This is a genomic window from Rhodoferax sp., assembly GCF_010365055.1.
Classification (GTDB): domain Bacteria; phylum Pseudomonadota; class Gammaproteobacteria; order Burkholderiales; family Burkholderiaceae_C; genus Rhodoferax.
Genome location: NZ_JAAFHA010000102.1, coordinates 1 through 13,370, shown reverse-complemented (window position 1 = coordinate 13,370; position 13,370 = coordinate 1). Strand labels below are relative to the sequence as shown.

Genomic DNA, 13,370 nt, shown 5'->3' with positions numbered 1-13,370 from the left:
TGGCGGTGCCGCCAAATTTGGCCGCCAGCACGCTGGTGATGGCCGCCGTCAGGGTGGTCTTGCCGTGGTCGACGTGGCCGATGGTGCCGACGTTAACGTGCGGCTTGCTACGCAAAAATTTTTCTTTTCCCATTTTTCAAATCCTTAGTAAAGAGCAATACCCGTGAATTGGTTTAATGTTTGCAGTTCGTCACGGAATCCCTTGCCACGGGCAGCTCGGGGTGCGAAATCGCAGACAGTTTCTAATCAGTTGGGGACAAAGCCAGCTCGTTTCGCGAAGCTGCGGTCTGTCCCGCAAAGCTATGGGCTACTTAGCCCTTGCCGCCATGATGGCTTCGGACACGTTACGCGGCGCTTCGGTGTAATGCTTAAATTCCATGGTGTAGGTCGCACGGCCTTGTGACATGGAGCGCAGCGTGGTCGAGTAGCCGAACATTTCAGACAAGGGCACTTCCGCTTTGATGGCCTTACCACCGCCGACCATGTCCTCCATGCCTTGCACCATGCCGCGACGTGAGGACAAATCGCCCATCACGTTGCCGGCATAGTCTTCTGGCGTTTCGACTTCCACAGCCATCATGGGCTCCAGAATCACCGGACCCGCCTTGCGACACCCCTCTTTGAAACCAAAGATGGCGGCCATTTTGAAGGCGTTTTCGTTCGAGTCCACGTCGTGGTAAGAGCCGAAATGCAGGGTGACCTTCACATCCACCACTGGGTAACCCGCCAACACGCCCGAGGTCACCGCTTCATTGATGCCTTTTTCGACCGCAGGGATAAATTCCCGCGGCACAACGCCGCCCTTGATGGCGTCGACGAACTGAATGCCCTTGCCGGGTTCGTTGGGCTCAATCTTGAGCACCACGTGACCGTATTGACCCTTACCGCCCGACTGACGAACGAACTTGCCTTCGGCGTCTTCAACCGTCTTGCGAATGGTTTCGCGGTAGGCCACTTGCGGTTTGCCCACATTCGCTTCCACGCCAAATTCGCGCTTCATGCGGTCCACAATGATTTCGAGATGCAACTCGCCCATGCCGGCAATCAGGGTCTGACCGGACTCTTCGTCGGTCTTGACCCGGAATGAAGGATCTTCTGCCGCCAGCCGCTGCAAGGCGATACCCATCTTTTCCTGGTCAACCTTGGTCTTGGGCTCCACCGCCTGCGTAATCACAGGCTCTGGGAACACCATGCGCTCGAGCATGATGATGGCATTGGGATCGCACAATGTCTCGCCGGTCGTCACGTCTTTCAGACCAACGCAAGCGGCGATATCGCCCGCGACAATTTCGCTCACTTCCTGGCGATTGTTGGCGTGCATTTGCACAATCCGTCCAATTCGCTCCTTTTTGCCGCGAATGGGGTTGTAGACGCTGTCGCCCTTGTTCAGCACGCCAGAGTAGACGCGAACAAAAGTCAACTGCCCAACAAACGGGTCTGTCATCAACTTAAAGGCCAGCGCAGAGAACTTCTCTTTGTCGTCAGCCTGGCGGGTGATCGGCAACTCGTCTTCGTCGGTGCCCTTCACTGGCGGAATGTCAACCGGCGCCGGCATGAACTCAATAATGGCGTCCAGCATGCGCTGCACACCCTTGTTCTTAAAGGCCGTGCCACAGAACATGGGCTGAATTTCGCTGGCGATGGTGCGGGTGCGGATACCGAGCTTGATTTCATCTTCCGTCAAGTCACCTTCTTCCAGGTACTTGTTCATGAATTCCTCCGACGACTCTGCCGCCGCTTCGACCATTTTCTCGCGCCATTCCTTGGCCGAGGCAAGCAACTCCTCAGGGATTTCCTTGTATTCAAACTTCATGCCCTGGGAGGCTTCGTCCCAGATGATGGCTTTCATTTTGATCAGGTCCACCACGCCGATGAAGTGCTCTTCAGCGCCAATCGGAATCACGATCGGAATCGGAGTGGCTTTCAGACGCAGCTTCATCTGGTCGACAACCTTGAAAAAGTTGGCCCCGGTACGGTCCATCTTGTTGACAAAGGCCAAACGCGGCACTTTGTACTTGTTGGCCTGACGCCACACCGTTTCCGACTGCGGCTGCACACCACCCACGGCGCAGTACACCATGCAGGCACCGTCAAGCACGCGCATGGAGCGCTCGACCTCAATCGTGAAATCGACGTGTCCAGGGGTATCGATAATATTGATGCGGTGCTCGGGAAAGTTGTTTTCCATGCCTTTCCAGAAGCAGGTGGTAGCCGCCGACGTGATCGTGATGCCACGCTCTTGCTCCTGCTCCATCCAGTCCATGGTGGCGGCGCCATCATGCACCTCGCCAATTTTGTGATTGATACCGGTATAAAAAAGAATGCGCTCGGTGGTGGTTGTTTTCCCGGCGTCAATGTGAGCTGAAATACCGATATTGCGGTAGCGCTCAATGGGGGTATGGCGAGCCATGATGGATCCTTGGTTGATCTGTGTATTTCAAACTACTAAGCCGCAACGACTTTTGGTCCTTGCGGCGTAGTGAGCGACTTTCAAGCCATCTGCAATTCTTGACATCGCGCACCTGGCGCGGCAGAAAATGGTGACAGTACGAGAAAGCTGCGCAGTAGCCGTCTTAGAAACGGAAGTGAGAGAAAGCCTTGTTGGCCTCTGCCATGCGGTGAACTTCATCACGCTTTTTCATGGCGCCGCCCCGACCTTCGGTGGCTTCCATGAGTTCATTGGCCAGGCGCAATGCCATGGATTTTTCACCGCGTTTGCGGGCAGCTTCCTTGATCCAGCGCATGGACAGGGCCAGACGGCGAACCGGGCGAACTTCAACTGGCACCTGGTAGTTGGAACCACCCACGCGGCGGGACTTCACTTCAACCATCGGCTTGACGTTGTTGATGGCCATGGTGAAGGCTTCAACCGGGTCTTTACCCGGGTTTTTCTTCTCGATCTGCTCCAACGCGCCATAAATGATGCGCTCGGCAACCGCTTTTTTGCCGCCCTCCATGATCACGTTCATGAATTTGGACAACTCGACATTGCCGAACTTAGGATCCGGCAGAATTTCACGTTTAGGGACTTCGCGACGACGTGGCATTTTTTCACCTCTTTGCTTCAGTTGGCGTCTTGTTCAGACACCGCAAAAACCATGTTGGTTTTTACTTACTCGACCCAATAGCGGGTCACTACGTTGCATCACCGCGCCACGCGGGAGACAACACCTTCGATTTTGAAAAAGCGAAAAGCTTATTTGGCTTTTGGCTTCTTGGCACCGTACTTGGAGCGCGACTGCTTGCGGTCTTTCACGCCTTGCAAGTCGAGCGAGCCACGCACGATGTGGTAACGCACACCCGGCAGATCCTTGACACGACCGCCGCGAACCAGCACCACGCTGTGTTCCTGCAGGTTGTGGCCTTCACCGCCAATGTAGGAAATAACTTCAAATCCGTTGGTCAGGCGCACTTTGGCGACTTTACGCAGAGCCGAGTTAGGCTTCTTGGGCGTTGTGGTGTACACACGGGTGCAGACACCGCGACGCTGCGGAGAATTTTGCATCGCCGGGCTTTTGGACTTGATCGTTTCGACCTCGCGCCCCTGACGAACTAGCTGATTAATGGTTGGCATTGAAAAACGTCCCTCAACGTTTGATAGCTGCAGTTGCAGCTAAGACTTAAATACTTTGAAAACGTGAAACCCTTCGGAAATTCCGAAAAGCTTTCAACTATAGCAGGTCAAGCGCCCGCCCGCAATGATTTTTGCAGCCTTGGCACTCCGGCGCAGTGGGTGGCACCCAATGCGCCGGAGGCTCCCACTACTTGATCCACAAGCGCAGTGCATCCCAAGCGCGACCCAGAACACCAGCCTGCTCAACGGTCTCCAGGACCAGTAACGGCACCTCAGCCAGCGTCTGCTCGCCACTGGTGACTTTCAGCGTGGCTACTTGCTGACCCTTGGTGAACGGGGCGACCAGAGGGTCGGCGCGCAGCACCTGCGTTTTGATCTTGCCCGCGGTTCCTGCGGGGACGGCCACCACAATCGCTTCTGGGCGGCCCAATTTGACAACTGCCGCTTTGCCTTTCCAGACTGCCGGAGACACCACCGCCTGGTTGCCATCAAACAGCTTGACTGATTCAAACGCGGTGTAACCCCAATTGAGCAGTTTCTGCGCCTCGTTGGCGCGCGCATTCTCACTGGCCGCACCCAACACAACCGCCAGCAGGCGCCGACTTCCCATGGCGGCCGGTGATCCGGCAGCGACACCCGGCGCACCCAGGCCGACGACCTCGCGCTTGGCGGTGGCGATCAGGCAATAGCCTGCAGCGTCGGTGTGCCCGGTCTTCAAACCATCAACGGTCGGATCGCGAAACAGCAGCAGGTTGCGATTGCTGTCGTTGGTCGCGGGGGTGCCAGGGTATCGGTATTTCTTGATGGCGTAATAGGCGACGCCGTCGGGAAAGTCGTGCATCAGGCGGGTGGCCAGGATGCTCAGGTCCCGAGCCGTGGTGGTGTGACCCGGCTCGGTCAGGCCTTCCGGATTCTTGTAATTGGTGGACTTCATGCCCAGCGCCTTGGCTTGTTCGTTCATGAGCCGCACAAACTGCTCCGCCGTGCCGCCAACGCCTTCAGCCAAGGCCATGGTGGCATCGTTGCCGCTTTGCACGATCATGCCTTTGAGCAAGTCTTCCACCGGCACCTGCATCTTGGGATCGATGAACATGCGGGAACCCGGCATCTTCCAGGCGCGCTCGCTCACCGGCAAGGTCTGCTTGAGGTCAACCTTTTTGCTGCGCAGGGCATCAAAAACAACATAAGCCGTCATCAGCTTGGTCAACGACGCTTGCTCCACCGGGCTGTCAATGTCCTTTTCTGCCAGGAACTGCTTGGCCGTGACGTCAAACAGCAAATAGGAACGTGCCGCAATTTCAGGCGCTTGCGGCGTTTGGGCCGCGACCGAAAAACACATGGCAGTAGCCAGGGTCAAGAGTAATTTTTTCATCATGGAATAGTTTTGCCGATCTTGCTTGACGGCAAGACGAATTTGAATTAGTGCTATAAATGTAATAGCTTATGTCGTAGTATAGACGGGTGCTACAGACAAAAAACGTAAAAATTAGTATCAGCGCCCCAGCGTCGGCGGGACGAGCAGACGCTCCACCACCTGGCCCTTCTTCAGGTGCGAGTCGACGATTTCATCAATATCAGCTGTGTCCAGGTAGGTGTACCAAACCGCTTCGGGGTAAACCACCAGCACGGGGCCGGCGGCACACCGGTCCATGCAGCCGGCCTTGTTCACGCGGACTTGGCCAGGACCCGCCAGTCCCGCCGCCTTGACCTGCGTCTTGCAGTAATCGAACGCCTGCTGCGCCTGGTAGCGCGCACAACAGGCCTCTCCTTCCTTTCTTTCGTTGAGGCAGAAGAAAACATGCCGCTCGTAGTAGGATTTGAGCGGCTGGGGCGCAGGACCGTTGCCCGCCTCCTGGGTGAGTTTCGTTTCAGTCATGGCGTTGATTCTAGTTTTTTGTATCTCTGACCCAAACCCGGAACAGCACATAGACCAGCGTTGCATAAGGCCACAACCACCCCAGCCACTGCGCCAGGCCATGAAAGCGAATAAAGCGCCCCTGCTCCCACGTCGACAGGGTTTGCGCAAAATAGGGGCTGGCCGGCGCCTGATTGAGCAAATCAAGGTGGATGCCCAGCGCCAGCAACACCAACGCCGCGCACACACGCCGCGGCACCCCGATCAATAGCAGGGCCAACACCAGCGCAGCAACGAGGCCAGCCCTGACCGGCAAGCTGAACCAGGCCCAGGCGTGTTCCGGACCATAACTCAACGCAGCCGAAAGCGCCGTCACACCCATGCCGCAGGCAAACACCAGCAACACGAACAACAGGCGCCGCGCAGGCGCGCGGACGATGCAATAGGCCAGCAGACAGGGAATAAGCAGGCCCAGCATGACGCAGACCAGTTCGGCACCCGGCACCAAAGGCTGCAATTCAATGTCGCGCACGGGCAGCCAATCGAGCCAAGGCGTGCCCTCCAAGCCGTCGGCCAAGGCCGCTTCCAGTCGTTCCAGCACCTGCCCCAAGCCAAATGGCACAGCGGCCGGGAACAGCAAGGCGACCGGCCACAGGGCCAGCAAGACGAGACCGCCGCGGGCGTCGGGCACAAACCAGCGCTCCCTGAAAATGCTCCAGCGTGCAATGACGCCCAGCTTTTCCAAGCTCCAGGCTAGCAGCGCACCGACCCAGGCACCCAGCACGTTGAGTCCCAAATCCAGATTCGACGGCACGCGCAGGGGCAAATAATTCTGCAGCGACTCCAGCGTCAGCGACAGCACGGCTGCTGCGAGCGTGGCCAGCAGCACGGCAAAGCGCCTGCGGCCGCTACGCAAGGCACTGAGTGCCAGCAAGAAGCCAAGCGGCAGGTAACCCAGCAGATTGGTCGTGACATCAAATCCAGTCCAGTACTTGGGCCACGGGCTGCTGAGGTAAGCCCAGGGCACGATGCCCTGGTAGCGCCAGTCGGAGAAGGGATACAGGCTGGCGTAACAGATCAGCCCGACGTACACCAGGGCCAGGGGCCAGGCCGAGGTCTTGTGCATCTGTGGCTCAGAACGGCTTCGTCACCACCGCACACACCGGCAAGTCCAATGATGGCACCGTGGCGAGGTCGACAAAGATGCGCGGCAGGTAAAACAGGCCGGCGAACCAGCTGGCAACAAAAACAATAGGAAACGATTGAATCCAGAGCATAGGGCGCAGTTTAGTAGGGCTGGTGCCATTTCAGTCGGTCGACGCAATGCAGCCGTCCCCGGCTCAGGCGCATGAACCCCCGACAAAAAAAACCCCAGCACAAGGGCTGGGGTGGTAAGCCTATTTGCTGTCACACATCAAGGCCCCGCTCAGGGAGGAAAAGCGGGAGGCAGTGAACTGCCCGGCCGTAATTTAACAACATTCCACCCCCGTTTCAAGCCAGCAAATGAAATATTTTGTAATCAGCGCGGCCAAAATCCTGGAACCCTTACACTTTTGTCCATGACATCCTATGCACCTTACCCCTTGGGTCGCCCGCGCCGCTTGCGCCGCGACGGCTTCACCCGCAACCTAGTACGTGAACATGTGTTGACCGCGCATGACCTGATCTACCCGATTTTTGTCGTCGACGGCCAGCAGCAGCGCCAGGCGGTGTCGTCCATGCCCGGCGTGGAACGCCTGAGCCTGGACCTGTTGCTGCCGGTGGCCGAGGAATGCGTCAAGCTGGGTATTCCGGTGATGGCCCTGTTCCCGGTGATTGAGCAGTCGCTCAAAACACCCGATGGCCGCGAAGCCTTCAATCCCGACGGTCTGGTGCCGCGCGTGGTGCGGGCCCTGAAAAAAGAATTCCCCGATCTGGGCGTCATGACGGACGTGGCGCTTGACCCGTTCACCAGCCATGGCCAGGATGGCCTGCCCAGCCCCGACCCGCTGGAAGACGGCTACATCATGAACGACGAAACCGTCGAAGTGCTGGTCAAGCAAGCGCTCTGCCATGCAGCGGCCGGCGTTGACATCGTCGCTCCCAGCGACATGATGGACGGGCGCATCGGCGCCATTCGCCAGGCCCTGGAAGCCAATCACTTCATCCACACCCGCATCATGGCCTACAGCGCCAAGTACGCATCCGCGTTTTACGGCCCGTTCCGCGAGGCCGTAGGCTCGGCGGCCAACCTCGGGCGCAGCAACAAGAAGGTCTACCAGATGGACCCGGGCAACTCGAACGAAGCCCTGCGCGAAATCGCGCTCGATATCGCCGAGGGCGCTGACATGGTCATGGTCAAGCCCGGCATGCCCTATCTGGACGTGGTGCGCCGCGTCAAGGATGAGTTCAAGGTGCCCACTTTTGCCTACCAGGTGTCGGGCGAATACGCCATGCTCAAGGCCGCCGCACAAAACGGCTGGCTCGACCACGACGCCGTCATGATGGAAAGCCTGCTCGCGTTCAAGCGCGCCGGGGCCGATGGCGTGCTCACCTACTTCGCCCGGGATGCCGCCCGTTTGCTGCAAAAATAATAGCATATTACACAGCAAGGACGAGGTCTAGAGGCAATTTCTTATAAAAGAACGTGGTGGAACAGTCCCTGCGAATTTTTACCATTGAGGGCAGCAGCGTGCGTGAGACCGCGCTGACTGGCGACCAGGAGGCCGCCAGGTCAACCGCGCCAGCTGGCGCCAATGCGACGCCCGGACTCACCCCCTTGGCGGCACTGCAGCAAGTGCGCCTGCCAGAACACGGCTACCTCTGGATCGCCTGCGCCCGCGCGCAGTTCGAGGCGCTGCAGGCGCAGCTTCAGGCCACCCTGCAAGCGCTCACCGGCACGCAACTGCTCGATTTGCACGTCGCTGACTTGCTGAACCAGCAGTTACCCTCTCGCTACGACTTCACATCGCAGTACGACCTGCTGGTGTTTCGCCGCCTGGAAGCTGGCGGCAAAGAGGCCGCTTCTGTGCCCGCAGGCCAGGCCCTGGCCTATCTGCCGGCGCGCGGCGGGCCGCCCATTTTGCGGCGTATCGACACCAGCCCAGTGGGCTTTGTGGTGTTGGACCGCGTCCTGCTGACGATCCACCCGACCGACTTCACGGTGCGCGACGCCTACGCCGCGCGCTTGCTGGCAGCGGGGGGCAGCATGGCGCCCGCTGCCAGCAGCATCAGCCCGGACAGTCGCTCGGCAGGCGCGCGCGGGGTGCCCAGCGACCCGGCCGACATGATGCTGCGCATCGTCAACCAGATGGTGGACAGTTACCTGGACCTGCGGCGCGATCTCACGCACCAGTTGGACCACTGGCAGATCGAGTTGCTGAGCCCGAAAGCACGCTTCAACAACTGGAGCGCCCTGCTCCGAGCCCGGCTGTCGCTGCACCATCTGGACGAGATCTGCGAGGACCAGCGCAGCGCCGTGCAGGACTGGATCGAGTCCCTCAAAGCTTGGCCCGAGGCCGACACCCCCTTAAACCAGCGCGAGCATGAACTGCTGCTGGTGCGCAGCCGCGACGTGCTGGAGCACATTGAGCGCGTGGTGCACCACGTGCGGCGGCTCGAGCAAAATGCCGAGGCCACCGTGCAGATGCACTTCAACGCCCAAAGCCACCGCACCAACGAGATCATGCGCACGCTCACGGTGCTGACAGCCATCTTCTTGCCGCTGAACCTGATTGCCGGCATTTTCGGTATGAACTTTGACTTCATCCCGCTGCTCCACCAGTCCAACGGCTTCTGGCTTGCGATGGTCGCAATGGGCTTGACCACGGTGCTCCTCGTGGTGTTTTTCTGGCGCAAACGCTACCTGGAGCGCTCGGCACGTTAAGATGCCTGCCTCGGAAAAGGCTGTCCGTTCAGTTGTTCGCCGTCACGTTCAAAGAGGTATCCCTTGAGACTTTTTCCCTTGTTTTTTTCCTCCCTGCTGCTCTTGGCGCTGGGCACCATCGGCTGTTCACCCAAGGACGCCGCTACCACGGCTGCCGCCAGCAAGCGCGAAGTGTCCTTGCCGACCATCGCCGCCGGGGCCAAAGGCTTCAGCGTCGGGGCCCTGATGAGCAGCAACACGGTTTACGTCTTTTTCGACACCCAGTGCCCGCACTGCGGTCACCTGTGGAACGCGTCTGCACCGCTGCAGCGCAAAGTCAAATTTGTCTGGATCCCGATCGGCATGATCAACGCCACCAGCAAGGCGCAGGGCGCAGCGTTGCTGACGGCGGCCAATCCGGCAGCGTTGATGACCGAGCATGAAACGTCGCTGCTGGCAGGACAGGGCGGCATGGCGGCCAGCAGCAGCATCGCGCCGGAAATTGAACAGGCGATCGAGAACAACACGCAGCTATTGAACAGCTTCGGTGCCGAATCGGTCCCCTTCATGGTCGCTAGGAACATGAAGTCTGGGCAGACCGTGAGCCAGGAGGGGGCCATGAGCACAACCGAACTGGGCGAATTTTTGGGCGTGGATGCGCCCTGAACGCAGGCGCCAAGCCAGGACAAGCCACTTGGTCGACAATGGCAGGTTGACCCAACGCTTGATCCTATGACCCCTACCACCTCAGACGCACCCACTCAAGAAGCAACTCCCACGCCAGCGGCACAGCCTGCGCCGCCGAGCGAACAAGCGAGCAAGCCGGGACGCTCGCCATCGGTCCAGCCTGTGCTGGAAAAGCTGTTTGAACTCTACCCGCATCTGTTTGGCGCCGAGTTTCTGCCGCTCAAGCTCGGTATTTTTCAGGAGCTGCTGGCCCTGCATCCCGAGCAATTTCAGCGCGACAGCCTGAAGCTGGCACTGGGCCAGCACACGCGCTCGACCCGTTATCTGCAGAGTGTGGCCGCCAGCAAGCCGCGCCATGACCTGCAAGGCGCGGCCGTGGAGCCGGTTGCGCCGGAGCATATTTACTTCGCCCTGCTGGAGTTATTTCGACGTCGGCAAGGCCGCAGCCAGGCCGATTTGCGGCCGAAATTGCGCGCGCAATTGATCGCCGCGTTTGAGGCCTCTGGCTTGTCGCGGCAAGACTATGTCGCACGTGTGCAAATGAAAGACGAGGGCGCCAATGCCTTGCTGGAGCAAGCATTCGCCGAACTGGACCAGAAACTGGCCAAGCAGGAGGCCTTACGCACTGCATTCAACAGCAGCGGCAAGACACCCGAGGAGTTTGCCGACATGTACGGCATGGACCCGCGCGACGTCATGCGGGCCTTGGATCAGGCGCCCAGCCAGCCAGTGCCTGATCCCGGGTGACATTACGCCTTGCGGCCAAACAATCACGAGAAAATCATGGACTTCAAGCCCCTCGTCACCCTTCTGGCCCTTGTCAATCCGCTGGCGATCGTGCCGTTTTTCATTCATTACACGCACGATTTCACGCGTGAACAAAAACGGCGCACGATCTGGATCTCGTCCTTCAGCGCATTTGTTGTCATTGCCACCTGCGCGTTGATGGGCCTGCACATCCTGAATTTTTTCGGCATCTCGCTGGCCAGCTTTCAGGTCGGTGGCGGCCTGCTGTTGCTCACCGCCGCGCTGTCGATGCTCAACGCACGACCAGTGGAGAGCAAGACCACTTCGGAAGAAGTGGAAGACGCCGCCGCACGCGCCAGCATTGCGGTGGTGCCGCTGACCATTCCGCTGCTGACCGGGCCGGCCACCATGTCCACAGTAGTGATTTACGCCGAAAAGGCCAAGACCTTCTGGCAACTGAGCACGCTGATAGGTTACGGCGTGGTCATCGCGCTGGTCACCGCCCTGTGCTTTTCGCTGGCCCAGCCGATTGCGCGCGGCCTGGGCAAAACGGGCATCAACGTCATGACGCGCCTGATGGGCTTGATCCTGGCGGCGCTGGCGGTCGAGGTCATGTCCGACGGATTGATCAAGCTGTTCCCGATCCTGGGACGGTAGACGGCTACCGGGCCAGAACGCCGGCCAGCGCCACGCCGGTGGGCGTGCCCAGCGCCACCACCCCTTCCGGCGTCGTTGCCGCCACCACGCGGCCACCGGCGTTGCCGCCATCGGGCCCCAGGTCAATCACCCAATCGGCCTCGGCAATCACGTCCAGGTCGTGTTCGATGACGACCACGCTGTGGCCACCATCGACCAGGCGGTGCAGCACCTTGATCAGTTTTTCCACGTCCGCCATGTGCAGGCCGACGGTGGGCTCGTCCAGTACATACAGGGTGTGCGGGGCTTTTTGACCGCGCCGCGTGATGTCGTCGCGCACCTTGCTGAGTTCGGTCACCAGCTTGAGGCGCTGCGCCTCGCCGCCGCTGAGCGTGGGCGAGGGTTGCCCCAACGTTAGATAACCCAGCCCCACGTCTTTGAGCAATTGCAGCGGGTGGCTGATGTTGGGCATGGCGGCAAAAAATTGCACCGCTTCATCCACTTCCATTTGCAGCACATCGCCAATGTTTTTGCCGCGCCAGGTGACCGCCAGCGTCTCCGGGTTGAAGCGCGCGCCCTTGCAGGTCTCGCACAGCACCTTGACGTCCGGCAGAAAGCTCATGGCGATGGTGCGTATGCCCTGCCCCTCACAACCGGCGCAGCGGCCCTCACCCGTGTTGAAACTGAAACGATTGGCCGCGTAGCCGCGTGCCTTGGCCTCCAGCGTGTCGGCAAACAGCTTGCGGATGATGTCCCAGAAGCCGATGTAGGTGGCCGGGCACGAACGCGGGGTTTTGCCGATGGGCGTCTGGTCGACCTCGAGCACGCGGTCGACCGACTCGAAACCGGTGACGGATGCGCATCCGACCCAGCTGATTCGCTCACCGGCGTCCAAGGCGTCGCGACCGGCGCGGGTAGCGCGTTTTTGCACGGCGGTGTGGACGTTGGCCAGCAACACATCGCGCGCCAGCGTCGATTTGCCGGAGCCGGAGACACCTGTGATGGCGACGAGTCGGCTCAAGGGGACTTGGGCGGTGACGTTTTGAAGGTTGTGCAGGGTGGCGTTCGTGACGGTCAGCCAGTGCTGCACTTCGGGGGACGTGAAATTGGGGTCAGATTCCAATTTCGAAGCGACTTTTTTCTTCTTGGGAGGCGCGGGGACGAAAATGGAATCCGACCCCTGGACTTGGGGTTTTGCCAAATTCATTGTGATCGTGGCACTCAATGCAGCAACGCTCAAATTCGCACCACGAGCCAACGGTGTCGCGGCTGGAGCCGGTTTGCCGGGCAACGATGTTGAGCCTGCTTCTGAGGCGCCCGGCGAATCGGCTCTAGACGCTGCGAGTGCCACAACAAGACGCCGCGCTTTCAGCGAATGCTTCATCGCGTGCAAAAGATACTTGCCCGTTTGCGACTCAAAAGCCCCCTGAATATCCGCCACAGAGCCCTCGGCCACCAGCCGCCCACCCCGTTTGCCCGCGCTCGGCCCAATGTCGATGATGTGGTCGGCGTAGCGGATGGTGTCTTCGTCGTGCTCCACCACCACCAGCGTGTTGCCCTGGTCACTCAAGCTTTGCAGGGCACCCAGCAATATCTGGTTGTCGCGCGGGTGCAGGCCAATGGTGGGCTCGTCCAGCACGTAGCACACGCCCTGCAGGTTGCTGCCGAGTTGCGCCGCCAACCGGATGCGCTGCGCCTCGCCCCCGCTGAGCGTGGGCGCCCCGCGATCGAGCGTGAGATAGCCCAGGCCCACCTGTTCCAGAAACTCGAGCCGACCCTTGATCTCGGGCACCAGATCCCGCGCAATCTCGGTTTCGCGCGGGCTCATGCGACCCTGAGCCTGCAGCGCTTCAACCCACTGGCGCAGGTCGCTCACGCTCAAACGTGCCAGCTCGGTGATGGCGGGGACATTCGGGTAAAGCGCCAAATCCTCAACCGATTTTCCAACAACGTCTAGCGGCGCGCGTGGGGTGTCCGACGTAGCGAAGTCAAGGCGGAGGCTCGGGCGCAGCCCGGGCCGGGGGACA

Annotated in this window: 12 protein-coding genes and 2 pseudogenes; 5 read left to right on the top strand and 9 right to left on the bottom strand. The window is 59.8% G+C overall.

The window, feature by feature from the left end; all coding sequences use genetic code 11:
* From GZ093_RS17505 to GZ093_RS17470, 8 genes and pseudogenes are all read right to left on the bottom strand, one after another.
* Nucleotides 1-133, bottom strand: a 133-nt coding sequence (locus tag GZ093_RS17505) for a GTP-binding protein (RefSeq protein WP_296488481.1), incomplete at its 3' end; no start/stop codon positions are given.
* Between the two features lie 174 nt (nt 134-307).
* Nucleotides 308-2,410, bottom strand: a complete 2,103-nt coding sequence (fusA, locus tag GZ093_RS17500; protein WP_296488475.1) for an elongation factor G — start codon at nt 2,408-2,410, stop codon at nt 308-310.
* Nucleotides 2,411-2,573: 163 nt separating this feature from the next.
* Nucleotides 2,574-3,047: a 30S ribosomal protein S7 gene (gene rpsG, locus GZ093_RS17495; RefSeq protein ID WP_296488472.1), complete on the bottom strand. Its 474-nt coding sequence runs from the start codon at nt 3,045-3,047 to the stop codon at nt 2,574-2,576.
* Between the two features lie 149 nt (nt 3,048-3,196).
* The gene (rpsL, locus tag GZ093_RS17490; RefSeq protein ID WP_011466063.1) at nt 3,197-3,574 is read right to left on the bottom strand and encodes a 30S ribosomal protein S12; all 378 of its coding nucleotides are present in this window, start codon (nt 3,572-3,574) and stop codon (nt 3,197-3,199) included.
* A gap of 187 nt (nt 3,575-3,761) precedes the next feature.
* On the bottom strand, nt 3,762-4,949 hold the full coding sequence (locus tag GZ093_RS17485; RefSeq protein WP_296488470.1) for a D-alanyl-D-alanine carboxypeptidase family protein: 1,188 nt from the start codon (nt 4,947-4,949) through the stop codon (nt 3,762-3,764).
* Nucleotides 4,950-5,066: 117 nt separating this feature from the next.
* Entirely contained in the window at nt 5,067-5,450 is a 384-nt protein-coding gene (locus tag GZ093_RS17480) for a (2Fe-2S) ferredoxin domain-containing protein (protein ID WP_296488468.1), read from the bottom strand.
* A 10-nt stretch (nt 5,451-5,460) separates the two neighbouring features.
* The gene (locus GZ093_RS17475) at nt 5,461-6,555 is read right to left on the bottom strand and encodes a VanZ family protein (protein WP_296488466.1); all 1,095 of its coding nucleotides are present in this window, start codon (nt 6,553-6,555) and stop codon (nt 5,461-5,463) included.
* Nucleotides 6,556-6,607: 52 nt separating this feature from the next.
* Nucleotides 6,608-6,706, bottom strand: a pseudogene (locus GZ093_RS17470) (CopD family protein); the annotation flags it as partial.
* A 282-nt stretch (nt 6,707-6,988) separates the two neighbouring features.
* On the opposite strand from GZ093_RS17470, the gene hemB reads away from it, so the two are divergent.
* The 5 genes from hemB to GZ093_RS17445 all read left to right on the top strand — a co-directional run bounded on the left by hemB (nt 6,989) and on the right by GZ093_RS17445 (nt 11,364).
* The gene (gene hemB / locus GZ093_RS17465) at nt 6,989-8,002 is read left to right on the top strand and encodes a porphobilinogen synthase (protein ID WP_296488463.1); all 1,014 of its coding nucleotides are present in this window, start codon (nt 6,989-6,991) and stop codon (nt 8,000-8,002) included.
* Between the two features lie 185 nt (nt 8,003-8,187).
* On the top strand, nt 8,188-9,294 hold the full coding sequence (locus tag GZ093_RS17460; protein WP_296488478.1) for a magnesium transporter CorA family protein: 1,107 nt from the start codon (nt 8,188-8,190) through the stop codon (nt 9,292-9,294).
* A gap of 63 nt (nt 9,295-9,357) precedes the next feature.
* A complete protein-coding gene (locus GZ093_RS17455; RefSeq protein WP_296488461.1) occupies nt 9,358-9,939 on the top strand; it encodes a thioredoxin fold domain-containing protein in 582 nt (193 codons plus the stop codon).
* A gap of 66 nt (nt 9,940-10,005) precedes the next feature.
* Nucleotides 10,006-10,707 (top strand): ProQ/FINO family protein, encoded by a 702-nt coding sequence (locus tag GZ093_RS17450; protein ID WP_296488458.1) that lies wholly within the window; start codon nt 10,006-10,008, stop codon nt 10,705-10,707.
* Between the two features lie 36 nt (nt 10,708-10,743).
* Nucleotides 10,744-11,364 (top strand): MarC family protein, encoded by a 621-nt coding sequence (locus GZ093_RS17445; RefSeq protein ID WP_296488456.1) that lies wholly within the window; start codon nt 10,744-10,746, stop codon nt 11,362-11,364.
* Between the two features lie 4 nt (nt 11,365-11,368).
* Here the strand turns inward: GZ093_RS17445 and GZ093_RS17440 are convergent.
* Nucleotides 11,369-13,370, bottom strand: a pseudogene (locus GZ093_RS17440) (excinuclease ABC subunit A); the annotation flags it as partial.